The 22,374-nt window shown below is 61.7% G+C and carries 25 protein-coding genes and 1 pseudogene; 4 read left to right on the forward strand and 22 right to left on the reverse strand.

Annotated features, from left to right (window positions below; genetic code table 11):
* Window positions 1-63 precede the first annotated feature (63 nt).
* Window positions 64-1,398 carry an omega-aminotransferase AptA gene (gene aptA / locus AC2444_RS25220; RefSeq protein WP_128449300.1) on the reverse strand — a complete coding sequence of 445 codons (1,335 nt, stop codon included), beginning with the start codon at window positions 1,396-1,398 and terminating at the stop codon, window positions 64-66.
* Between the two features lie 143 nt (window positions 1,399-1,541).
* Here aptA and AC2444_RS25225 point away from each other — a divergent pair, with 143 nt between their 5' ends.
* A complete protein-coding gene (locus AC2444_RS25225; protein WP_017996032.1) occupies window positions 1,542-2,090 on the forward strand; it encodes a cupin domain-containing protein in 549 nt (182 codons plus the stop codon).
* On the opposite strand, the gene AC2444_RS25230 is transcribed toward AC2444_RS25225, so the two are convergent.
* A complete protein-coding gene (locus AC2444_RS25230; protein WP_128406614.1) occupies window positions 2,087-2,869 on the reverse strand; it encodes a pyrroline-5-carboxylate reductase in 783 nt (260 codons plus the stop codon). The genes AC2444_RS25225 and AC2444_RS25230 overlap by 4 nt on opposite strands.
* Before the next feature lie 42 nt (window positions 2,870-2,911).
* Between AC2444_RS25230 and AC2444_RS25235 the strand changes: the two are divergent.
* Window positions 2,912-3,010: pseudogene (locus AC2444_RS25235) on the forward strand (short-chain dehydrogenase); the annotation flags it as partial.
* A gap of 172 nt (window positions 3,011-3,182) precedes the next feature.
* On the opposite strand, the gene AC2444_RS25240 reads toward AC2444_RS25235, so the two are convergent.
* From AC2444_RS25240 to AC2444_RS25270, 7 genes are all read right to left on the reverse strand, one after another.
* Entirely contained in the window at window positions 3,183-3,767 is a 585-nt protein-coding gene (locus AC2444_RS25240; RefSeq protein WP_128449299.1) for a TadE/TadG family type IV pilus assembly protein, read from the reverse strand.
* A 1-nt stretch (window position 3,768) separates the two neighbouring features.
* Entirely contained in the window at window positions 3,769-4,299 is a 531-nt protein-coding gene (locus AC2444_RS25245) for a TadE/TadG family type IV pilus assembly protein (protein ID WP_128449298.1), read from the reverse strand.
* Window positions 4,296-5,681, reverse strand: coding sequence for a TadE/TadG family type IV pilus assembly protein (locus AC2444_RS25250; RefSeq protein WP_128449297.1), 1,386 nt, complete (start codon window positions 5,679-5,681; stop codon window positions 4,296-4,298). The genes AC2444_RS25245 and AC2444_RS25250 overlap by 4 nt, the downstream gene beginning before the upstream one ends.
* A 369-nt stretch (window positions 5,682-6,050) precedes the next feature.
* Window positions 6,051-6,764 carry an RNA polymerase sigma factor gene (locus AC2444_RS25255; protein ID WP_128449296.1) on the reverse strand — a complete coding sequence of 238 codons (714 nt, stop codon included), beginning with the start codon at window positions 6,762-6,764 and terminating at the stop codon, window positions 6,051-6,053.
* Between the two features lie 46 nt (window positions 6,765-6,810).
* Entirely contained in the window at window positions 6,811-7,137 is a 327-nt protein-coding gene (locus AC2444_RS25260; protein ID WP_003562258.1) for a cupredoxin domain-containing protein, read from the reverse strand.
* Window positions 7,138-7,146: 9 nt separating this feature from the next.
* The gene (locus AC2444_RS25265) at window positions 7,147-7,668 is read right to left on the reverse strand and encodes a DUF4142 domain-containing protein (protein ID WP_003562257.1); all 522 of its coding nucleotides are present in this window, start codon (window positions 7,666-7,668) and stop codon (window positions 7,147-7,149) included.
* A gap of 140 nt (window positions 7,669-7,808) precedes the next feature.
* A complete protein-coding gene (locus tag AC2444_RS25270) occupies window positions 7,809-8,156 on the reverse strand; it encodes a DUF488 domain-containing protein (RefSeq protein WP_128449295.1) in 348 nt (115 codons plus the stop codon).
* Window positions 8,157-8,444: 288 nt separating this feature from the next.
* On the opposite strand from AC2444_RS25270, the gene AC2444_RS25275 reads away from it, so the two are divergent.
* The gene (locus AC2444_RS25275; protein ID WP_128449294.1) at window positions 8,445-9,293 is read left to right on the forward strand and encodes a PA3715 family protein; all 849 of its coding nucleotides are present in this window, start codon (window positions 8,445-8,447) and stop codon (window positions 9,291-9,293) included.
* Window positions 9,294-9,416: 123 nt separating this feature from the next.
* Here AC2444_RS25275 and AC2444_RS25280 read toward each other — a convergent pair whose 3' ends face one another.
* The 8 genes from AC2444_RS25280 to AC2444_RS25315 form a co-directional block, all read right to left on the reverse strand.
* Complete coding sequence (locus tag AC2444_RS25280; protein ID WP_128449293.1) at window positions 9,417-10,862, reverse strand: aldehyde dehydrogenase; 1,446 nt, start codon at window positions 10,860-10,862, stop codon at window positions 9,417-9,419.
* Between the two features lie 22 nt (window positions 10,863-10,884).
* Entirely contained in the window at window positions 10,885-11,670 is a 786-nt protein-coding gene (locus tag AC2444_RS25285; RefSeq protein WP_012755249.1) for a coniferyl-alcohol dehydrogenase, read from the reverse strand.
* 40 nt (window positions 11,671-11,710) lie between these two features.
* Window positions 11,711-12,748, reverse strand: coding sequence for a branched-chain amino acid ABC transporter permease (locus AC2444_RS25290; RefSeq protein ID WP_128449292.1), 1,038 nt, complete (start codon window positions 12,746-12,748; stop codon window positions 11,711-11,713).
* Window positions 12,745-13,659 (reverse strand): branched-chain amino acid ABC transporter permease, encoded by a 915-nt coding sequence (locus tag AC2444_RS25295; RefSeq protein ID WP_128449291.1) that lies wholly within the window; start codon window positions 13,657-13,659, stop codon window positions 12,745-12,747. Before AC2444_RS25295 ends, AC2444_RS25290 begins: the two co-directional genes overlap by 4 nt.
* On the reverse strand, window positions 13,656-14,384 hold the full coding sequence (locus tag AC2444_RS25300) for an ABC transporter ATP-binding protein (RefSeq protein ID WP_128449289.1): 729 nt from the start codon (window positions 14,382-14,384) through the stop codon (window positions 13,656-13,658). The genes AC2444_RS25295 and AC2444_RS25300 overlap by 4 nt, the downstream gene beginning before the upstream one ends.
* On the reverse strand, window positions 14,381-15,133 hold the full coding sequence (locus AC2444_RS25305) for an ABC transporter ATP-binding protein (RefSeq protein ID WP_128449378.1): 753 nt from the start codon (window positions 15,131-15,133) through the stop codon (window positions 14,381-14,383). Before AC2444_RS25305 ends, AC2444_RS25300 begins: the two co-directional genes overlap by 4 nt.
* Window positions 15,134-15,142: 9 nt before the next feature.
* Entirely contained in the window at window positions 15,143-16,462 is a 1,320-nt protein-coding gene (locus tag AC2444_RS25310) for an ABC transporter substrate-binding protein (RefSeq protein WP_128449287.1), read from the reverse strand.
* 66 nt (window positions 16,463-16,528) lie between these two features.
* A complete protein-coding gene (locus tag AC2444_RS25315) occupies window positions 16,529-17,962 on the reverse strand; it encodes an aldehyde dehydrogenase (RefSeq protein WP_206615922.1) in 1,434 nt (477 codons plus the stop codon).
* Window positions 17,963-18,228: 266 nt separating this feature from the next.
* On the opposite strand from AC2444_RS25315, the gene AC2444_RS25320 reads away from it, so the two are divergent.
* Window positions 18,229-19,128, forward strand: a complete 900-nt coding sequence (locus tag AC2444_RS25320) for a helix-turn-helix transcriptional regulator (RefSeq protein WP_128449284.1) — start codon at window positions 18,229-18,231, stop codon at window positions 19,126-19,128.
* Window positions 19,129-19,303: 175 nt separating this feature from the next.
* On the opposite strand, the gene AC2444_RS25325 is transcribed toward AC2444_RS25320, so the two are convergent.
* The 5 genes from AC2444_RS25325 to AC2444_RS25345 all read right to left on the reverse strand — a co-directional run bounded on the left by AC2444_RS25325 (window position 19,304) and on the right by AC2444_RS25345 (window position 22,358).
* Window positions 19,304-19,774, reverse strand: a complete 471-nt coding sequence (locus AC2444_RS25325) for a nuclear transport factor 2 family protein (protein ID WP_128449281.1) — start codon at window positions 19,772-19,774, stop codon at window positions 19,304-19,306.
* A 105-nt stretch (window positions 19,775-19,879) separates the two neighbouring features.
* On the reverse strand, window positions 19,880-20,206 hold the full coding sequence (locus tag AC2444_RS25330; protein WP_128449279.1) for a nuclear transport factor 2 family protein: 327 nt from the start codon (window positions 20,204-20,206) through the stop codon (window positions 19,880-19,882).
* Between the two features lie 12 nt (window positions 20,207-20,218).
* On the reverse strand, window positions 20,219-21,202 hold the full coding sequence (locus AC2444_RS25335) for a saccharopine dehydrogenase family protein (protein ID WP_128449277.1): 984 nt from the start codon (window positions 21,200-21,202) through the stop codon (window positions 20,219-20,221).
* Between the two features lies 1 nt (window position 21,203).
* Window positions 21,204-21,599, reverse strand: a complete 396-nt coding sequence (locus tag AC2444_RS25340) for a VOC family protein (protein ID WP_128449275.1) — start codon at window positions 21,597-21,599, stop codon at window positions 21,204-21,206.
* Window positions 21,600-21,614: 15 nt separating this feature from the next.
* Window positions 21,615-22,358 carry an SDR family NAD(P)-dependent oxidoreductase gene (locus tag AC2444_RS25345; RefSeq protein WP_128449272.1) on the reverse strand — a complete coding sequence of 248 codons (744 nt, stop codon included), beginning with the start codon at window positions 22,356-22,358 and terminating at the stop codon, window positions 21,615-21,617.
* Window positions 22,359-22,374: the final 16 nt, after the last annotated feature.

A 22,374-nucleotide genomic window follows, 5' to 3' on the forward strand; every position in this document is an offset into this window, starting at 1 on the left:
ATGGCTCGTCGACGATGGACCAGACGTCCGATCGCCGACGGGAACACCACGTCGGATGCGGATCTATGCTGCGCGCTTCAAGGCATCGCCGAGCATCGAGACGATCGTGTCGATCTGGTCTTTCTCGATGATAAGCGGCGGAGAAAGCGCGATGATGTCGCCGGTCACCCGGATCAGCAGGCCCTTTTCGAAGCAGTCGACGAAGATGTCGTAGGCGCGGGTGCCCGGTGCTCCGTCCCGGGGAGCCAGTTCGACCGCTCCGACCAGTCCGAGATTGCGGATGTCGACGACGTGAGGCAGGCCATTCAGCGAATGAAGGGCCTCCTGCCAGTATTCGGCGAGCTCGGATGCGCGCGTCAGCAAGCCTTCTTCCTCGTATATCTCGAGCGTAGCGAGCCCGGCTGCGCAGGCGACCGGATGGCCGGAATAGGTATAGCCATGGAAGAGTTCGATCGCATTTTCCGGTCCGACCATCAGGCCGTCATAGACCTTGCGGCTGGCAAAGACCGCGCCCATCGGGATCGTGCCGTTGGTGATGCCTTTTGCCGTGGTGATCAGGTCGGGCACGACGTCGAAGTAGTCGGTCGCAAAAGGGGTGCCGAGACGCCCGAAGCCGGTGATGACCTCGTCGAAGATCAGCAGAATCCCGTGCTTGTCGGCGGTTGCGCGCAGCTTCTCCAGATAGCCCTTCGCAGGCAAGACGACGCCTGCTGATCCCGACATCGGCTCGACGATGACAGCCGCGATGGTCTCGGCGCCGTGCAACTGCACCAGGCGCTCGAGATCGTCCGCCAGTTCGACGCCGTGGGCGGGGAGGCCCTTTGAAAACGCATTGCGCCCGATGTCGAGCGTGTGGCGCATATGGTCGGCCGGTATTTGCGGGAAGACCCGCCGGTTGTTGACGAGACCGCCGACAGAAATGCCGCCGAACCCGACGCCATGATATCCCTTCTCGCGCCCGATGATCCGTGTGCGGGTGCCCTGGCCGATCGCCCGCTGATAGGCGATGGCGATCTTGAGCGCCGTATCGACCGATTCCGAGCCTGAGCCGGTGAAGAAGATCCTGTCGAGCTTGGCGTCAGGACCGCCCGGCGCGTTCGCAGCCAGTTTTGCAGCGAAGTCGAAGGCGATCGGATGCCCCATCTGAAAGGTCGGCGCGTAGTCGAGGGTTGCAAGCTGTCGCTCGACGGCTTGGGCGATCTTCTTGCGGCCGTGGCCGGCGTTGCAGCACCAGAGCCCGGCCGTGCCGTCAAGCACCTGATGTCCATCGATGTCGGTGTAGTACATGCCCTCTGCGGCTGCGAGTAGCCGCGGCGTGGCCTTGAATTGCCGGTTCGCGGTGAACGGCATCCAGAAATTTTCGAGTACGGGCGCGTTCGTTTTGCTGAGCTGGTCCATCCTGGCCTCCTTTGGGATGGCGCCGAGAATGGCAATTTCTTCCTTTCAAACAAGTCCTTTTCTTTGTCGGTGCAAGCTATTGAAATTCAATGGTCGGAAGGATATTAATTTGGATATTCTGGACAACACAAACGGGTAGCATCATGTCAGTCGATATCGGCAACCGCCTTCGCTATCTCCGCATCGCCCATAAGCTTTCCCAGCGTGAGCTCGCCAAGCGCACCGGCGTGCCGAACTCGACGATCTCGCTGATCGAATCGAACGCCTCCAACCCGTCGGTCGGGGCTTTGAAGCGAATTCTGGACGGTATCCCCATCGGCCTGGCGGAATTCTTCGCCTTCGAGCCCGAGCGTCCAAGGAAGGCCTTCTATGCGGCCGAGGAGTTGGTGGAGATCGGCAAGGGCGCCATTTCCTACAGGCAGGTTGGAGAAAACCTGTTCGGGCGCAGCCTGCAAATACTCAAGGAATGTTACCAGCCGGGCGCCGATACCGGAAAGGTTCCGCTTGTTCACGAGGGGGAGGAGGGCGGGATCGTGCTCTCTGGAAGGCTCGAGGTGACGGTCGACGACGAGCGGCGTATCCTTGGAGCGGGTGACGCCTACTATTTCGAAAGCAGGCGCCCGCACCGCTTCCGCTGCGTCGGACCGGTGCCCTGCGAGGTCATCAGCGCCTGCACGCCGCCGACGTTCTAATTCTTGCCCTCGATGCGGGCAAGCACGCCATCGAGTGCGGCGGTCAGTGCGGCAAGGCCGCCCTTCTTCTCGAAGTCTGAAAGAACCTGCTCGTTCAGTCCTCCCTTGGTCGCGAATTCGCGGCTCAGCGCGCTGAACGGTTCATTGCCGGGGCTGTTCGCTTTCTGCGCGAGGCTTGCAAAGAGCGGCGCAATGTAGGCCTGTCCCTTCGCCTTTTCGAGGCCGCTTCTTTCCAGCCAGACGGCAACTTGCTCCATGATGCCGAAATAGGTCGACATCATTGCGCTCGCTGCCGCGAGAAGATCATATTCCTTTCTGGACTGGCATTGGACGGCCGTTCCGAGCGTGTCGAAAAGCGCCGCGACGGCGGTATCAGGCGGATAGATGGCGGTGACGCCTTGCCGGCCGGCGACGAAGGGCAGGGGGATCGCCTGCACCAGATGCACGTCGGCGCCAATCCATTCGGAGAGGGCCTGGCGTTCCGTCGCCGCAACGAGGCTGACGACCATTTGGCCATCCCTGAACGATAGCGCGCGCACGACCTCCTCGGCGACCTGCGGCCGTATCGCCAGGAACACCATGTCGCTGCGTTCGACGACGTCCTGATTGTCCTTGGCAATTCTGACGGCGGCGAATTCTTCTGCCAGCGTCGCGGCGATGTGAGCGCTTCGTGGAGAAACGTGAATTTCGGAGGCATAGGCCGGCTCAGTCAGAAGGCCGCGAACCATGGCCTCGGTAATTGCGCCGGTTCCGACGAAGCCGATACTGTCGATTTTCATTTGATTACTCCGCAGCCCGCAGCGGGCCCAACGCGACATCGGCCAAGCCACATCGCCTACAACACGACAAAGGCGACCGTTGCCACCTTCAAGCCAGTACCCCGCGACTATGCACCCGACAGGGACCGGGTCAATGCCGTCTAAGTCACATCCGGGGTCATGCGGTTCTGCGGCCGGATGAGCGGAAGCCGTGGTTGGAAAGGGCCGGTCGAACGCGGTGGCGATATGCCGGACCTGGAGACGATCAATCGTGGAGGACTATAATGATAGTCGCAGCTGTGGGGCCTCCAGGCGATTGCGACAAGCCTGGAGCTTATTTGTAAGTGATCTTGTCGCCGACCCTCGGGCGATTGAAGTAATGGCGATCGAAGCTGTAGCCATTCTGCCCGGTGAAGTTTGAAAAGAACGCCGAGACCGGCGTCGTCAATGTGTACTGCACCCTGGTCAGCACCACCTGCACGCCATCATCCTGGATTTCCGAGGGGACCTCGATTGTACTCGCCGCGCCGGAGTTAAGGGCGGAGGTGTTGAGTGCTGCAGACCAGTTGACCGTCGCGCTGCCGCTCTTGGCGATATCGTCCACCGCGACGGTGATCGTCAGCCCTGTCGTCTCATAGGGCTGCAGGATGAAGCTGGCGCCAGAGAGAAGCTTGGCGACGTCGGACTTCGTCCAGGAGCCCTGCTGTGAAATCATGTCGCCTGTGGAGGAGGCAATCTCGTCTATCTTTCGGCTGACTGTGAGCGCATGGCCGAGATCGACGGTGCCGAACAGGAGCATCACCAGGATCGGCAACACCAGCGCGAATTCCACACCCGAAGCCGCTGACCGGTCGCGCATGAGATGACGGGTGCGGGATCGGGCGAAGCGGAAGAAGGACAGGCTCCGTTTCATGATCATCTCAGAAAGGCTCGTTGCGGAACAGAACGGAAGATCCGAGCAGGTAGCGGCCGTCGGAAAGCTTGGCGCTCGAAAGGCTGAAGAAATTGACGACGGCTGTCCATGGCAGGAACGTCTGAACCAGGATGTAATCGCTGCCTTTGCCGATGTCATAGGTCTCGGTGACGGTGAGATTGCCGCTGTCGTCGATGGGGTCGGTGCTGGCGGCCGACGAGAGGTCGGAAAGCACGATCACCTTGACCAGCAGACCGCTGGAGCAGCTGAACGACAGAAGCATGTCGTTGCAGATTCTGGTCTTGAAATCGGCCAGCGTGATCTTGGAGGACGCAACCTCGCCGGTGCGGATCATTCGGGAGATCTTGTGCACGGATGCGTCCAGCGCCGAGTTGACGAAGAACATCAGCGACACTTCGATAATGCCGAATATCATGATGAAGAGCGGCAGAGCCAGGATCGCAAATTCGATCGCAGCGACCCCTTTGCGATCGCCGAGCAGGCGGCGCAACGATGCGAAGCGTTTCCCTCGCCTCATTGGGTCAACCGGACGGATGCGAGATATTGGGTGAAAAGCGCCGACAGGCCTGCGGTGATCTCGGTCGATGACGATGCTGATAGGAACAGGCTCTTGGACGATGCGCAGTCGGAAAGCGCATAGGGGATGTAATCCCGTCTCGTGATGCTGGTCGACACGCCAGTTTGCATGATGCCACCATAGGTGCCTTTCCAGTTGGCGCTGGCCATGGTCGAACCGACAGTTGCGTTGTAGCCCCAATCCGATGTGAGCGGCAGGTATTCGGTATAGAGAACCCCCATGGTGGCGGACTGGTTTTTGAGGTAGGCGCACCAAGCTGGATTGAGCGGCGCCACCTTGTTCCAGTATGTCCCGGAAATTGCCTTGTTGTTCGACCATGTGACCTTGTCGGTCACCCATTCGCGCTGCGATTGGACGCCGTCCGTCAGCAGGAGAACCAGCTTGAGCGGCGAGCCCGAGGAGGTTCCATCCCCTCCAGTGCCGACTTTCTGCTTGAGCGTCGCAAGCGACACGTCAAAATAGGTGGCTGCCTTCGAGGTCGCGCTGGTGAGGCCGTAACTTGCGTCCGCAAGGCGATTGCGTGCATTGTCCGTGCTGAGCGTCGGGGCCAGAACTTCCGTGAGGGTATCGCCGAGGCTATATAATCCGACCTTGATGCGTTGATGATTGCTGTCGGAGGTGTCGATCAGCGCAAGCACGTCCTTGACGGCATCACCGGCGACGTCGGCGCGCAACTTTATGTTCTTGGCCGTGCTGTATTCATAGTTGTTGTTGTATGTCTTGTTGCCGATTTTGTGCGCGTCGCCCGTGTGGCAGGCGAACTGGCAGCCGATGCCGGAATACATGGTCGCCTGGCCGGCCGTTGTTGCCGCCAGAAGCATCGACGGCGATGTGTCGATGACGATATAGACATTGAGATAGGAGGTGGCCGGCCCCTTGACGGCGCTTGCCACGCTGACGTCAACGGTGTCGATGTTGGCGATCTTCATCAGCGTCGTCGGAACCGTGCCGCTGGCCGTCGCCGTGATCTTATGGTTTGACGTATCGATGTTGATGTCGCCAAGCGTATAGCTGTTTTCCACCTGCGCGTGGAACCAGTCGGAAACCTTTTGCTTGAGAGCGACGGCGTCGTCGGTATCGATCTCTTTGACTGCGGCGATCAGGGCAGTGTCGAGATCGCTCTGCATCCTCTGGCGGACATTATAGCTACGGATGTAGTCAAAGCTCGCGCCGACTGCGACGATCATCGGCACCAGGGTGAGGGCAACGACGATCGCGACATTGCCGCCCCTATCCCTACCGAGACCACGAAGGGTTTGGAAGACCCGAGCAAGTGAATATGAAAGACCCGAGCGCAAAAAGATCACCGTCAAATAAGTCATACTAATATGCAAGAAGTATCCGGATTGCTTAAGTCTCTGTTAATTACTGTGTTTTCCGCCACAAAATGGCCGCCGCCGCGCTATTTCCTGCGCAAATTGTATATGTCTGCGAATTATGGATAGGCGCGGAACGACATCGCATGGCCTTTCACGCTGAGCGGATCGCATACGTGCGGCCGGAAGTGGGCACACGCCCGGCCCTCATCCGCGACCTCTCCAGCGTCATCGTTCAACAGCCTTAGCTGTCCAAGCGGAGATCCGCACGTTCGGCAGCATGTTCTTCTAATTTCCACTGCTCTTGCGCCGGAGACCTGACCGAGCTCGAGACACTCAAGGCCGGAGGATTTCTCCCGTCAATAGTGCGAGACATCATGACATCTCGTTGCCAAGGGCGGCGATGACGCGGTCGGCCATGAAAGCGCAACGGACGCCGTCGAACGGGAAAAGGGCCGAGAATGCGCCGGAGAGCTGTTTTTCGATCGACTGGCGCATCATCTTGCGCGCCCGATGCAGCCGGGTCTTGGCCGTTTCCGGTCTTATGCCAAGATAGGAGGCAGCCTCCTCCGTGCTCATGCCCTCGATATCCCGCAGCACGAACACGGCACGAAAATCGTCTGGGAGTTCGTCGACCGCGTTTTCAAGGAGATGCCGCGCCTGGCTCCTGGACAGCTCGGTTTCCGGATCAGTTGCGGACAGGGAGGACGGAAACTGTAACACTTCGCCACCCGGCGCCGTCGTCTGCATGTCGATTTCCTCGAGTCCGGTGGTGTTCCTTCGGGCCCGCACACGGCTGAGCGCCTCGTTGAGGGTAATGCGGGTCAGCCATGTCGAAAGTTGCGCCTCGCCCCGGAATGTCGCCAGGCTGGTGAATGCCTTGATGTAGGCGGCCTGGACGACGTCTTCCGCCTCCGCATCATTGCGGATGACGGCGCGCGCCGTCCGGAACAGGCGCTGATTGTGACGTTGAACGATGGCGCGGATGGCGGGCTCGTCGCCCGCTTTTGCCAAGAGCACGAGATCGGTGTCGGACAGTATCGACATCTGCTGCCGGTGTCGCTCGGCCGTAACCGGAATGGCTGTCATAGGGAGTCCTCCGCCCCGCTCGCCTGTCTTTCGATTGGAGCCCGGCCTATGGCCGGACGTCCAGCTTGCCCGTCATGGCGGGATGAAAGCGACAATAGAAATCGACCGCTCCCGCTTGGGCGACCGTCATGCGGGCTTCCGATTTCGGCGGCAGGTCGATATCGAAGCTCTTGTCGCGAGCGGTTGCCGTGTGCCGGAATATATCATCGTTTCGCCAGACGATCACATCGCCGACACGCAGCTCGGCAGGCGGCGAGCCGAATTTCATGCCGGTGATGGTGATCTGATAGTCGGCCGCCGAGGCAACCCCGTTGCCCGCCCAAAGCAGTGCAGACAGCAGCGGGAGCCGTAGCGATTTCATCAGCGAGCCCATTCCTCAAGCCTATTTGGTCATGGAAGCCAGATGCTCGGCATGCATCTGGTGCTCCTTGAATAGCGTCAGGCCCGTTTCCAGCAGCGACTTGAGCTCTTTATTCTCAGCCGACGGGATCAAGGTGTTGGCAAGCGCGTCGTTGACCGACTTGTGATAGGCGACTTCGTTTTCGACATAGGCCTTGTCAAACGCCGCGCCGTCGAGCGCCTCCAGCGTCGTCAGTTCCTTGGTCGCCTGTGTCGACAGGGACTGGCTGACTGCGTTGTCTTCGGGCGTCACCTTCAGCTTCTTGACGAGGGCGAGCGCCTTATCATTGACGGCCTTGTGGTCGCGCTCCATGGTTTTGGCGAATGCTATGACGTCGGCATTCTTGCTCTTCTTCAAAGCCTGCTCTGCCGCGGTGACATCGATCTGCCCCGCCGTATAGGCGATGTGGGCGATCTGAGGATCGGTCGGCTTGGCATCGGCGGCGATCGAAGCGGTGCCGAGTGAGGCCGCCATCAGGGTGGCGCCGAGAATTCGTTTCAACATGATCTGTCTCCCTTGTGTCGTGGCCGAATGTCTTCCGGCAGCAACGGTGATGCGCCTTGGGAAGCGAACGTTGGATGCAGATCGAGCGAAAAGGTTCCCGGAAATTTCGGGACCCAGAGAAACAGCTTGTCACCGACGCGTCAGTCTTTGCCGAGGAAGCGCTGAAGCACGATGGCATGATTGTGGGCCATGTCTTTTGCAGCGTAGAGAAGCGTCACGTCCTCTTGTCGAATCTGGCGTTTCAACTCCTCGACGGAGGATGGATTTTTCTCCAGCTCGTTTTGATACCGGCGCTGGAACTCGGTCCATTTGGCCGGATCATGGCCGAACCATCGGCGCAGCGCCGGGCTTGGTGCGATATCCTTCAGCCAGATATCGACTGCTGCATCCTTCTTGCTCAACCCACGCGGCCATAGCCGGTCGATCAGGATGCGCGTGCCGTCCTTGTCGTCTTTCGGCTCGTAGATTCGTTTGAGGTGCAAGGACATTTGTTCACCCGACATAAGTTCGAAAGCCAACCTAGACGAATACGCGTGACGGGGTTTTGGTTCCAGGCTCGAGCCCGCAGCTCGATCGGGTGCGTGCACAGGCAGCCATCGCACTCAACTTAGGAATATAGGTTGTCGGTCGGCCACAGATGAACGCCTCCGATTGCTGTAGCATTGTCGCGGCCAACTGATGCTCTTCGGTCCTTGGCCGCTGATATTTTTCGATTCTCCCAATATTGCCAAATGTCACGTTTCGAATATGCCTGTGGCTTTGCGGAGGGATTTGCATTGACGCAGCTTTCGAACGCCCGCGCTTCATTCTTCGAACTGATCGTTCTGATCGGACTCGGCGTTGCTGTCAGCGCTCCAGCGGCATCGGCGGGCCAGAACCAATGCGCCGGCCGCGCCTCAGACATCATCCGTCTTGCCTATCCGGGTGCCAAAAACGCCGACGACGCTTTTCTGTTTGGGGGCGCAACCATCACATTGCCGACAGACGACAATGTCGACGGCGATCCGCGTCGGGTGAATTGCCGGATCTGGCCAGCTCAACCGCAACTGACCCTTGTTGCTGTCCCCTTGATGACAGAGCAGTCGGATTCGGAAAACGAGGGGGACATCGAACTGCTCGTGGTCGACAGCACCAATCTTCATGTAAAGCAGCGCCTGCGTCTTCAGGGACTTATGTCCGACGATGCCATTCATGTAGAAAGCGTCGCCTTCGATACCGCACGTTATCAACTCGCTCCTGGGAAAACGGCTTTTGGATTGCGTGTTACGCTGGAAGGTAGTTCGCGCGCCAATCCATTCGGCGAAACGACCTTATGGCTCTTCTCAGTTGACGCTGATGGGCTGAAGCGGGTTCTCGACAATATTGTCGTCAGCGAGAACCACGGAGAATGGGATACCGCCTGTGCCGGTGAGTTTGATGAAACCACGCGCACGCTTTCAATGGGTTCACCAGCAAAAGGCGTGTTTGCCGATATAGTCGTAGCCGAAAAAACGACCACTTCCGTTGCCACTGTCGGAAAGGATGGTGATTGCCAGAGCGAAGATAAAACGACGATTGGCAAACACCGGCTGCGTTACGACGGATCGAAATATATCGTTCCCAAAGATCTGAAGCGCGATGAGTAAGAGGATGGTGGTCCAGGCCGGTGATGGCCGCAATGACCGGGACAACTGCGATAGAGCGCCGCGTGTCCGACAGGACGCTCTATCGCTTGCATTGGCGCGATCTGCCCTTCGCCGCTGTCGACGTCAGAAAGGATAGTGCTGGGCGGAATCCTCGACCGTGATCCAGCGCAGGTCGGTGAATTCAGCGATTGCCGCCTTGCCGCCGAAGCGGCCGTAGCCGCTGCCCTTGACGCCGCCGAAGGGCATTTGCGCCTCGTCGTTTACCGTCGGGCCATTGATGTGGCAGATGCCGGATTCGATCCGCGCCGCAACCGCCATTGCCCGCTGGACATTGCGGCTGAAGACGGCGGATGACAGGCCGTATTCGGTGTCGTTGGCGATGCGGATGGCTTCTTCCTCACTGGTAACGCGAATGATCGGCTTGACCGGGCCGAAGGATTCTTCCGCATAGACGCGCATCTCAGGCGTGACATGATCGAGCAGCGTCGCCTCGACCACGGTCCCCGAGCGCTTGCCGCCGGCCACGAGCTTTGCCCCCTTGGCTGTCGCATCGGCGATCAGCTCTTCCATTTTATTGGCCGCATCGAGGCTGATCAGCGAGCCGAGAACGACGTGGCCACGTGGGTCGCCGGCCGGCAGCTGGCTGGCGCGGGCGGCCAGTTTGGCGACGAACTGATCGGCGATCGTCTCGTCGACGATGATCCGCTCCGTCGACATGCAGATCTGGCCCTGATGCATGAAGGCGCCGAAAATGGCGGCATTGACGGCACCGTCGATATCGGCGTCGTCGAGGATAACAAGCGGCGCCTTGCCCCCGAGTTCAAGAAGGGCGGGTTTGAGATACCTGCCGCAGGTCTCGGCGATGATCTTGCCGACCTTGGTCGATCCGGTGAAGTTCACGCGCTTGACGGCTGGATGGGCAATCAGCGCGGTGACGATCTCGGGCGCGTCCTCCGGCGCGTTGGTGAGGACGTTGATGACGCCGGCCGGCAGGCCGGCTTCGGTCAGCACGGTGGCAATCAGCCGGTGGGTGCCTGGGCATTGTTCGGATGCCTTGAGCACGACGGTATTGCCGCAGGCGATCGGCATGGCGATGGCGCGGGTGGCGAGAATGATCGGCGCGTTCCAGGGAGCGATCGCCAGGCAGACGCCGGCGGCCTGGCGAACGCCCATGGCGAGCGTGCCCGGCTTGTCGGAAGGGATGATTTCGCCTGATATCTGCGTCGTCATGGCGCCGGCCTCGCGCAGGATGTTGGCGGCGAGCATGACATTGAAGCCGGCCCAGGGGGCGGTTGAGCCGGTCTCCTCGATCATCAGCCGGGTAAACTCGCCGACTTTGGAATCCATGATATCGGCAGCCTTCATCAGGATCGCGCGGCGCTGGCCGGGGCCGGTCTTCGACCAGGCGCCGAAGGCAGCGGCGGCGGCTTCGACGGCAGCGGCCGCATCATCCAGGCTTGCCGCGGCGGCGCGGCTTGCGAGCTTCTCGGTGAAGGGATCGATGCGATCAAAGGTCCGGCCGCCGGAGGCCGCGCGGTCGGCGCCGTTTATGAGGAGGGAAATATTCATCGGAGGTCTCCAGGGACAAGAACTAGAAGCCGAGGACTTCGGCGTTGATGGAAGCTTCGAGGCCGCCGTCGACGGCAATGTTGGCGCCGTTGATCCAGCGTGCGCCATCCGAGCAGAGGAAGAGCACGGCGGGGGCGATATCGGCGGAGGTGCCGGCGCGGCCGACGCGGGTGATGTCACTATCAACCCTGGCGTCGCCGAGCACGGCGCGGAACTGCTTGAGGATCGGCGTTTCCACCGGCCCGGGGCTGACCGCATTCACCCGGATGCCGCGGTTCTTGAACAGCGGCTGATGGGCCGCCCGCATGGTCCAAAGCAGCAGCAGCTCCTTGGAGAGCGGGTAGGCTTCCTCATCCTTGAGGCCGTGTTCGGCGACGAGCATCGCCACTTCGGGAAAGCCTTCGATTGATGTCAGCGACTTTGCCCGCTCGAGGTTGGCGCGCCAGCCGTAGCCGGCGATCGAGGCGACGTTGACGATGGCCCCACCTTCGCGCAGGCGGGGCGCCACGGCTTCCGACAGGGCGCGAAGGCCATAGAAATTGACGGCGAGCGTCGAGACGACACCTGTGTTGCCGGAAAGGCCGGCGACATTGGCGAGTGCGTCGAGGCGCACTGGGAGCTGCGCGACGATCTCGGCTACGCCTGATGCAGTCGACAGATCACCCTTGATGAAAGCGGCACTTCCGCTGGCAGGCTCGCGCACATCGACGCCGATGACCTCGGCGCCCATCTGGCCGGCCAGCTCCGCCGTGCGGGCGCCGATGCCGGAAGCCACGCCGGTCACCAGGATCGTTTTACCAAAAAGCATGAACGTCACCTTTCGCAAGAGAATCCGGACATAACCCGGCTCATTCTTCCCATTTAATTTTATGCGGACCCGGCAATTTCAGCCGATAGCCGACCGGCAGAAGTTGAAAATCGAAGCGGCGCTCGATTTCGCCCCAAAGGCCGCGCGGCAGGTAGAGCGAGAATATCAAGGCGGTGGCGCCGAGTCCGATCAGGTACCAGACGCCGGCTGAACCGAAGACGGTCTCGATCACGAAGAACAGGATGGCACCGAGGATCGCGCCTTCGAACTTGCCGATCCCGCCGACCAGCACCATGAAGATCATGTAGGCCGTCCATTGGACACTGAAATATGTCTTCGGCTGGAAGGTGGTGGCGGTCGCCAGCCACAGGCCTCCAGCGACGGCGATGCCGAAGGCGGCGAGCACGAAGAGCAGCCTCTTGGTTGCGGTCACGCGCACGCCGACCGAGGTTGCCGCCTCCTCATTGTCGCGGATCGCCTGCATGGCCGCACCGGCGCGGCTGCGCATCAGCATGAAGAGCGCGCCGAGCAGGGCCGCCATGGCGGTCAAGGCGAGCCAGTAGATCGTTGCCCGCCGCGTCGCGCCATCATAGACGTTGAGCGAGATCAGCGAGGTGCCGGTTTCCCCCTGGATTAGCCGGTCGAGGTTGACGAGCAGGTGGGCGAGTTCCGCTATCACCCACATGCCGATTGCGAACTCGCCGCCCTTCAGGCGCAGCATGAACAGCGAAAGCGGTATCGACAGCGCGCCGGTCACGACCGCGGCGGCAAAGAGCGAGACGAAGGGATTGAGCCCCGCATCCGCCAGGCGGATGGTGAAATAGGCGCCGAGGCCGAAGAACACCTGCTGGCCGACCGAGACCAGCCCGCCGAAACCGGCAAGCGCATTCCACATGGCGGCAAGGATCACGTAGATGAACAGGGCCGTCATCCGGTCGATCGCGCCGGCGCCGAGTACAGCGGGGGCAAACATCAGCAGGGCGAGCACCGCGGCCATGCAGCCGAGCGCCACCCGCGACGACTTCGTCCAGCGCTCAATCGATATTCCGGTGGAGGCAAGGGTCGCGTTGGGGCTCATGTCGGGCTCCGGAGACGGATGCGCAGTTTGAGAGAGGCGCCGAATTTGTCGAGAACCGGCATGCCGAACCGGGATAGCCTGACGAAAAGCACCAGCAGGAACACGGCATGGCCGCCGATCAGGAAGCCTTGCGGATGCAATTGGGCGCCGAGCGATTGGGCAAGACCGAGAACAATGCCGCCGGCAAGTGTGCCCCATAACGATCCCGCTCCGCCGATGACGGCCGCCTCGAAGGCGAAGAGAAGCTGCGGGCCGCCGGAATAGGCGCTGAAGGTTGCCCGCATCCCGAGAAAAGCACCGGCGATCCCGACCGTGACCATGGTGATCGCGGTGGCAACGGCGTTGACCCTGCGGGCATCGATGCCGACCAGCCCCGCCGTATCGGGATCTTCCGCCGTGGCGCGGATCGCGCGACCAAGCGCAAAGCGGCTCAGGAAGAACTGCAGCCCGCCGAGAATGAGGACAGCCGTCACCATCATCAGAACGGCAAGCTTGCCGACGAAGATGTGGCCCGGCAGTTGCCAGGATGCATAGGACAGGTTGCCGATGAACGGCGCGAGCGATCGGGTATCGGCGCCGAACTGCTCGAACAGCAGGTTGTCGATGACGATCGACAGGCCGAAGGTCGTCAGGATCGGCAGGAGCGTGCCGCCGCGGGCGCTGCGTTCCAGAATGAAGCGCTGCAACAGCCAGCCGACGGCGGCCATGACCGGCAGCACGATCAGCAGGCCGGCGAAGGGCGGAATGCCGGCTTTGGCGGCCAGCAGCCACAGCCCATAAGCGGCTGCGACCGCCAGGCTTCCATGCGCGAGATTGATGATCCGCATGACCGAGAACATGAAGGACAGGCCGCAGGCGATGACGGCGTAGTAGCCGCCCAGCAGAATGCCCTGGAGCAGGGTGTTGATCACGATGCGCTCCTTTCGCCGGCTGCCCGGTGCAATCCGAAATAGGCCTGGGTGACGTGTTCACGCGTGACGGCGGCAACCGGCCGGTCGAGGACGATGCGTCCTTCCAGCATGCAGATGACGCGGCTTGCGACGCTCATGGCGCGGGCGAGATCCTGCTCGACGAGCACGATGGTCGTTCCCGAGGTGAGCAGCGCTTGCAGCTGAGCGTAGACGCGATCGACGACCAGAGGCGAAAGCCCGAGCGAGACCTCGTCCAGGAGAAGAATATCGGGATTGCTCATCAGCGCCCGGCCGATGGCGGTCGCCTGCTGTTCTCCGCCCGAAAGATGTCCTGTTTTGGCGTGACGGCGGGGCTTCAGGTTCGGAAAGGCGTCGAGGACACGATCGATGTTCCACTCGCCCTTGCGGCCGGAGCTCTTTCCGAGAAGCAGGTTTTCCTCCACCGTCATCTGTGAAAACAGGCGCCGGCCTTCCGGCACCAGGGCAATGCCCTTGGCGATCCGCTTGTGGGACGGGACGGCGGCCAGATCTTCGTCGTTGAGGAGGACGCGGCCGGAGGATGGCAGATGGGCGCCGGCGATCGATCTGAGCAGCGTTGTCTTGCCGGCGCCATTTGCGCCGACCAGCGCCAGCACCTCGCCCCTGGCAAGATCGAAGCTGACGCCGCGCACCGCCTGAAGCAGGCCGTGGCGGACGTCGAGGTCGCGGATGGAGAGAAGGCTCATGCAGGTGTCCCTCCGAGATAGGCCTTGACGACCTCCGCATCGCTCATGACCGTTTTCGGTTCGCCATCGGCGATGATCCTGCCGGCGTCCATGCAGATCAGCCGTTCGGCAACCTGCAGGAGGATATGAACGATATGTTCGATCCAGACGATGCCGATGCCGCGGCGGCGCAGTTCGAGGATGGTTTCCACCAGTTCGCTCGCCTCGCCATCGGTAAGGCCGCCGCCGATCTCGTCGAGCAGCATCAGCCTCGGCTGCGTGGCAAGCGCACGGGCAAGCTCCAGCCGTTTGCGATCGAGCAGGCCGAGCGTGTCGGCGGGGCGGTTGGCAACGCCAAGCATGCCGCAGAGCGAAAGCGAATCCACCACGCGCTCATAGGCGTCGTCGCGACTTGCGGCATTGCCGTGCGATGCGGCGACGAAGACATTTTCGAAGGTGGTCATGCCGCCGAAAGGCTTGGGAATCTGATGGGTCCGGACGAGCCCGGACCGGCAGCGCTCCGCCGCCGTCCGGCGCGTGACGTCGACGCCGTCGAAGGTGATGCTTCCCTCATTCGGCGGGAAGGCGCCGGCGAGCACGCTGAGCAGGGTCGTCTTGCCAGCGCCGTTCGGCCCGACAATGCCGATCGCCTCGCCATCGCCCATGGAAAAATCCAGATTCTCCAGCACCACCAGCGCGCCGAACCGCTTGTGGATCCCCTTGGCCGAGAGAAAGGCTCCCCCCGGCCGTTTTTGAGCTTCCCGCTGCAGCACTGTGCGTTACCCGTTATAGGCGGTGAGCTTGGCGCCGACCGGGACGTTCGGGTCGGTGGCGTTTTCGGTGACGACGTAGTCGAGCGCGAATTTCGAGCCCTCCGGCGCTTTCACCCATTGCGTGCCGATGATCGGTCCGGGAGAGACGTTGGCGACGGGGCCGCTGGTGAAGTCGACCTTGCCGGCGATGGTGGTGGTCTTCAGCGTGCTGATCGCCTTGGCGACGGCCTCCTTGCTCTTGACGTCGGTGCTGGCCTTCAGCGCATCGAAGCCGGCGTCGAGAAGCGCAAGGCTGGCGCCGAGCTGCTGCGTCCACTGCTTGCCGCTTGCCGTTTCATAGCCGTCGGCAAGTTCGGTGCCGGAAACGCCGGTCAGCGTGGATTTGTAGGGGAAGGCCTTGTGCCAATAGGCGGCGCTGCCGATGTTCAGGCCGAGGTCGCCGAGCGCCTCGATGTCGGAGGGAAACAGGCCCGTCTTGGCGATCTGGCAGATCTTGATCTGCTGGGTGAGGCCCTGCTGTGCGGCCTGACGCCAGAAGGCGGCGAAGTCAGGCGGTATCGGGAACGAATTGAAGATCTCCACGCCCTCCTGCCTGAAGAGAGCGATCTGCGCGGTAAAGTCGGTGGTTCCGGTTTCATAGGCTCCGGGATCGACGATGGTGAAGCCAGCCTTGGAAAGCGCCGGCGCCAGATGGGTGCGGATCGCATTGCCGTCGGCGTCGTTGGGATACATCACGCCGACCTTCTTGTTGGTCTCGATCAGGTTCCACTGCGAAACATAGGCCTTGTGGAACTCTTCGACGCCGAATCCGAAATGGTAAGTCCACTTGAACGGCGAGGGTGCGCCCGGCTTGGCGCCACGGCCGAAATACCAGGCTTCCCAGGGCATGACCGTCGAGAGGCAGGGAATGCCGGCTGCTTCGCAGGCGTCGGCCACCGGATTGATGGTTTCGGGCGTCGAGACGGCGAGCATCAGGTCGATCGCCTGGTTGTTGATCAGGTCCTTCGCCAGCTGGCCGGCGCGCGAGGGATCGGACTGGGTGTCCTGGTCGAGGATCTCAACCTTCCAGGTCTTGCCGCCTGCCTGCAGGCCGTTCGCCAGCGCCTTGCGCGCCAGCTCCAGCACATAACCGTCCGTCTCGCCGAAGCCGCCGAGAGGGCCGGTGCGCGGGCTGATGAAGCCGACCTTCAGCGTATCGCCGCTTTGAGCGAAGGCCGTGCGGCCGGAAAGCGCCAGCGCCGCACCACCCGCCACGGTCGATGCGATGAAAGAGCGGCGGCTCAGCGATGCCGCGTTGATTTTTCCGCTGCGGAAAATGTCGTTCATGAAATCATTCCTCCCTCTTGATCGGGCCTCCCAGCCCGTTCCCAGTGTTCATGACGGCCGATCGATTCAGATCGGGTAGTGACGTTTTGCCGAGGCCATGGTGATCCATCTGAGCTCGGTGAATTCATCGATCGCCGCCTTGCCGCCGAAGCGGCCGTAGCCGCTTGATTTGACGCCGCCGAAGGGCATTTGCGGCTCGTCGGAAACTGTCGCCTCGTTGATGTGGCAGATGCCGGATTCGAGCCGCATGGCAACGGCAAGCGCTGCATTGACGTCGGCGCTGAAAACGGCGGCCGACAGCCCGTATTCGTTGTCGTTGGCAACCGTGACGGCCTCGTCGACGCTGCCGACCCGGACGATCGCCGCGACCGGCCCGAAGCTCTCCTCGCGGTAGATGCGCATGGCAGGCGTCACGTGATCGATGACGGTCGCGTCCATCAGCGTGCCGTTGACCTGGCCGCCGCAGACGAGGACAGCGCCCTTTTGCAGGGCATCATCGACGAGCGACCGGACACGCCGGACGGCCTCAGCGTTGATCAGCGTGCCGAGCGGCGTGTTGCCGTCCTTGGGATTGCCGGCGACGAGGGTTGCGGCTTTGGCGCGGAATTTGCCGACGAAGCCGTCGGCGATCTCGTCCATCAGGATGATCCGCTCGGTGGACATGCAGATCTGGCCCTGGTTCATGAAGGCGCCGAAGGCGGCCGCACGCACCGCCTCATCGATATCGGCATCGGCAAGGACGATGAACGGCGCCTTGCCGCCGAGTTCGAGCAGGCAGCGCTTGAGATGCCTTGCCGCGGACTCGGCAATGATCCTGCCGACGCGGGTGGAGCCAGTGAAGTTGATGCGGCGCACGGCCGGATGGGCAATCAGCGCATCGACGACGGCGGCGGCATCGCTCGGCGCATTGGAAACGACATTGACGACGCCGCGCGGAAAGCCGGCGTCACACAGGATGTCGCCGATCAGGCCATGGGTCTTCGGGCAAAGTTCTGACGCCTTGAGGACGACGGTGTTGCCGCAGGCAAGCGGCATGGCGACGGCGCGGGTGCCTAGGATAATTGGCGCATTCCAGGGGGCAATGCCGACGCAGACGCCTGCCGGCTGGCGGACCGCCATGGCAAGGCTTCCCGGAATGGCGGAGGGAATGATCTCGCCGGATATTTGCGTGGTCATCGCCGCAGCCTCGCGAAGAATATCCGCGCCGAGCCCGCAATTGATCGCCGCCCATTGCGCGGTGGCGCCGGTTTCACCGGTCATGGCGGCAACGAGTTCGGGGGTGCGGGCCTCCAGGATGTCGGCGGCGGCATTCAGGAGCCTGCGTCGTTCGCCCGGGCCGGTCTGCGACCAGTTCGGAAAGGCCGCTGCCGCCGCATTGGCTGCCCTCGTCATGTCAGCAACGGATCCTGCCGAGGCGATCGTTGCGACATCGCCGGTCAACGGATCGCTGCGTTCGAAGGTGGCCCCTTCGGAAGCATCCATCGCCTCGTTGTTGATCATCAGCTTTGCCGAAAACACCGTTCCACCATTCCCCACGCGTTGGTTCCACGTGATGACGCTCGCATTGTTGCCATGGGAGAAAACGAGCGGACGCGGCGCCACGAGGGCCGCCTGACCGTTCCTGCATCTGTTGAAGTGCCTCCTCCCAAAGGCTGATGGAGAAAAGGTTACGCCGATCTGGCACGGATGGAATGCGATTTATTGGGTTAATATTGTAATTATCCGGTGATATCAGCATTGTTTGACTTGGGAGTGGAGGAGAAGCGTTGGCGACGGACGGAGGGATTCATCACTATGCCAGGGGCGAGTGGCACGCTCCGTCGCTGTCGCACCGGCGCATCCGTTTTCAAAAAGGGCTGTATGCCGATTTCCATCATTTCCTTCTGCTCGGCGAGGGGAGCGGGGAACTTCACTTCGACAATGGCGAACATCGGCCGCTGCACGGACCGCTGCTCGCCTTCCTGCCGCCACAGGCGCGATGCGACCTGTCGATATCAGCCGGAACCGCGGCTCATCTGGTCGGCGCTTCGCCGCAGATCATGGTCGATGCGATCGGCGACAAGGTGGAATCCTATTCGCTGCGCATCTTCACCGAACAGAGCAAGCTGGTCGAGGCACTGGATCCCTTGACGGTTACCGAAATCAGTCCGCTGATCTCCGGCTTCGTGCGGGAATTGGGCGATCCCTCCCGCTCCTCCTGGATGGTCGCATCCGCCTATATCAGGCTTATCCTGATGGCGTTGTGGCGCGGCTCCGATGGCGAAAGAAGCGAGCAGCGCGGGCAGGGCGAAGTGGGATCGATCCTGCAGCGATATCGGCAACTGGTCGAGGCCGGTTTCCGCCAGCACCGGCCGATCAGCAACTATGCCGCGGAGCTGGGCGTCACGGCCGACCGGCTGCATTCCACCTGCCATAGGGCGCTCGGCCGCTCACCGATCCAGCTGCTGCACGAGCGCGTGGTGCAGGAGGCAAAGCTCAGATTGGAGCGATCAGCCCGCAATATCCAGGAAATCTCCGACAGCCTCGGCTTTCGCGACCCGACCTATTTCAGCCATTTCTTCAAACGCAAGACCGGCCTTTCACCCGCCAGCTACCGCGAAATCGCCCGCGCTTCGGCCGGCTCGGGAAACAGCATGCTGTCTTCAGGCTACGCCGACTGGCCTTAGGCTTGGAGCACATTGGGCAAAGTTGGAATTTGTCTGTTCTGGATCGCAAATCATGCTGACTTGGAATCCCAAGCTGGCGTAGGATTGCGATGCGCGCCAGAAGCAGACATGGCGCTGGATGACGGCAGTCGAGACAAATCTCGCCGCCGTCCTCCTTCAGCACACATAGTAGAGGCTAGATGCCGGAAAGAACTCCGATGTCACCTGACCTCCAGACGTTGTCGACCGTGTTGCGGGTAATGACCCAGAGGTCGCCGCTCCTCTTGAGTTCGACATTGTAGCGGTTCTTCATCAGATAGTGCCGCGAGGGGTCGCTGCGGGGCACATGCTGGGCTTCCACGAGAACGTCCATCCTCGCAGTGTCACCCATGATGGTCACCCTCGGGTTGCTGACGGAATGGGTCGTGTCCAGGGAGGAGAGTGATGTCATCAGGGCCGTGACGATGACATCCCGGCCTTCGATGACGGGGTATTCAAACCCGGCCTTGGCGGCAGCCGGCCGGAAGTCTGAGACTGCTTCTTCCGCAAGCGCAGAGGACAGAAGCGCGCTGTCCCGAAGATCGATGCCCGCGGCGAAGCGATAGAGAGCCTCGACGACGGAGAGCCGGTCCGCGGCTCCCTGTGTAAACGATGGCGATGTGGTCATGAACGTACTCCTTGTCGTGCCGGAGGCCTGCGAGGCGCACACCTTCCCCGGCATCGGCGCGCTGGGCGCCAATGGTTGTGGTCGTAAGAACTGCGGTTGAGCCGGTTACTCGAGATCGGCGTCGATGCGCTCGATCAAGCCGTCGGGGTTAATCGCAATCTTCAGGATGCCGATCTCGTGCCCGAAATCGCCGGTGAAATCGAGCCGCACATCCGAATGAAAGCTATCAACCTCCACGACAGACAGCAGGCTGCTCTTGGTGCTGTAGCTGACGAAAAACCTCTCAAGATATTGGCGGACACCGTCAGTGCCGACAAAGGCGTCGCCAACCGAGACATCGTCGATGACGGCGTCGGCTGCGAACAGGGATAGTGCGCCATCGACGTCGAACGCGTTGGCGGTCGCGACGAAGGACTCGACGAGCTTCTGCATTGCGAAGGCTCCTCAGACATCGACAATCGTCGTGTCGGCAACGGTCTGGGCGAAGCCGCTTCCAAACAGGGCCGCCGGCGTCTGGAAACCGGGACGGAATTCGCCACCCAGAACACGCCGTCCTGCCTCGGCCGCCGCCATCGCCGTGAAAGTGTAGCCGTTGACCGTATCGAGGATAGAATGGACCGTCTTTCCATCTGCGTCGGTGACTTCGACCGCCGCTTGGTAACGGTTGGAAAGCCGCTCCTCGGCACTCGGTCCATCCGGGAGGAGAGACAGATCGCCCTGTGGGAATCCATCGCCGGTGACATGCACGAAGGTCTCGACGTCGGGAACGCCCGTCGCCCGCCAGATGGTGATGAGATCGGGCAGCGTGACCGGGAAGCAGTCGACCGGGCCCTTGCCGAAATCGAACTTGCGGATGCCGTCGGCTGCAATGGCGACAAGTGCGCCATTTGCACGCGCCAGGGTCTCGACGGTGACGTTTTCCATGGCGCTGATCGCCGATCCTCGTGAAAGTCCGCCTGCGACATGCAGCGCGATCCTGATCTTGCGAGGATCTTTCACCCGCGAGACCGCATGTCCTGCAAGACTGCCGAGCATGGCAACACTGCCGCCACCGCCCGGCATGAGCATGACGCCCGCGGCCTTCGCATCTTCGTCAAGCATTTCGGCCAGACGGTAGCTGTCGAGTTCGGCGGCCGTGTCGAGATAGTGAACCCCATTGCGGATGGCTGCCTTCATCAGCGGATCAGCGGTGCGCATGAATGGCCCTGCGCAGTTCAGCAGGACAGAGATGCCGCCCAGACCGTCGTCGATCGCATCTGCGCCGTCGAAACCGAAGACCCGATATTCCGCGCCGAGATCAGCAGAGAGCTTCGAAAGCGTGGCTTGGTTGCGGCCTGCGAGAACAATCGGCGTACCTGCCGCCTTTGCGTGTTCTGTCGCCATGCGGCCGGTATAGCCGGTCGCGCCATAGATCATAAGTTTTGTCATGTCAGTGCTGCCATTCCTTGAAGACGAATTCGAGACTGTAGCCGTCCGGATCGCGGACCTGGGCGGCGTAATAACGGGGATCGTAGTGGAGCTGTGCTCCCGGCGGATGGATTTCCGAGGCGCCTGCCGCAATAGCGGCGGCGAAGGCAGCGTCGACCTGGGACGTGCCATCGGCAACGAAGCCGATATGGGCTGCGCGGCCTTCGACCACGCCTTCACGGAGCCAGAAGAAGACCCGGCGGTTCGCGCCGAACCCTTTCAGATCCGGATGACCGGGAGGGCCGTCCTTCCCTTCGTAGTCGCGGGCGTGAACGATGCCGAGCGGGGCCAGCGCCGCCTCGTAGAAGGCGATCGAGCGATCGACGTCGCTGACAGAAATGAAGACGTGGTCGAGCATGTTGCTCTCCTTCGTTCAGATGATGTAGCCGCCCGCAACCTCGATGTTCTGGGCGTTGATCCAGCGGTTCTCGGAGGACAGGAGGCTGGCGACGACGCCACCGATCTCTTCAGGCTCGCCAACGCGGCCGAGCGCGGTCTGGCCAGCCAGCATGGCCTCGAACTCGTCGTTCAGTCCGCCGCCAAGTTCGGTGCGGATTGCGCCGGGTGCTATCGAGTTCGCCCGGATGCCCCGCTCACCGAACTCCTTGGCCATGTAGCGGGTCAGGACTTCAAGACCACCCTTGAATGCGGCGTAGGGAGCGACCCCTGCAGTCGCCACGCGCGACGTGGCGCTGGTGATGTTGACGATCTGGCCGCCGTCGGCCATCAGCGGCAGCAGGATCTGGGTCAGGAAGAACGGTCCCTTGAGATGGACGTTGAAGGGGCCGTCGAACTGATCTTCAGTCACCGTGGCAATCGGATTGAAGAGGCCGTAGCCGGCATTGTTGACGAGATAGTCGAAGTCGCTCCGACCGAAGACGGACTGCAGTTTCGATGCAACCGCCTCCCGGAAGGCCGGGAACGCGCCGATATCGCCGACGTCGAGTTTCAGGGCAACGGCCTTGCCGCCGTTCTCTGCGATCGTCTTCACAACCTCGTCCGCTTTTACGGGGTTACTGTTATAAGTGAGGATGACGCCCATTCCCTTATCCGCGCATTCGATGGCTGTGCTGGCTCCAAGACCCCGGCTTCCTCCGGTGACGATGACGATCTTCATGGCTGCTTCCTTGTCC

It is taken from the genome of Rhizobium sp. WSM1328 (assembly GCF_057653715.1).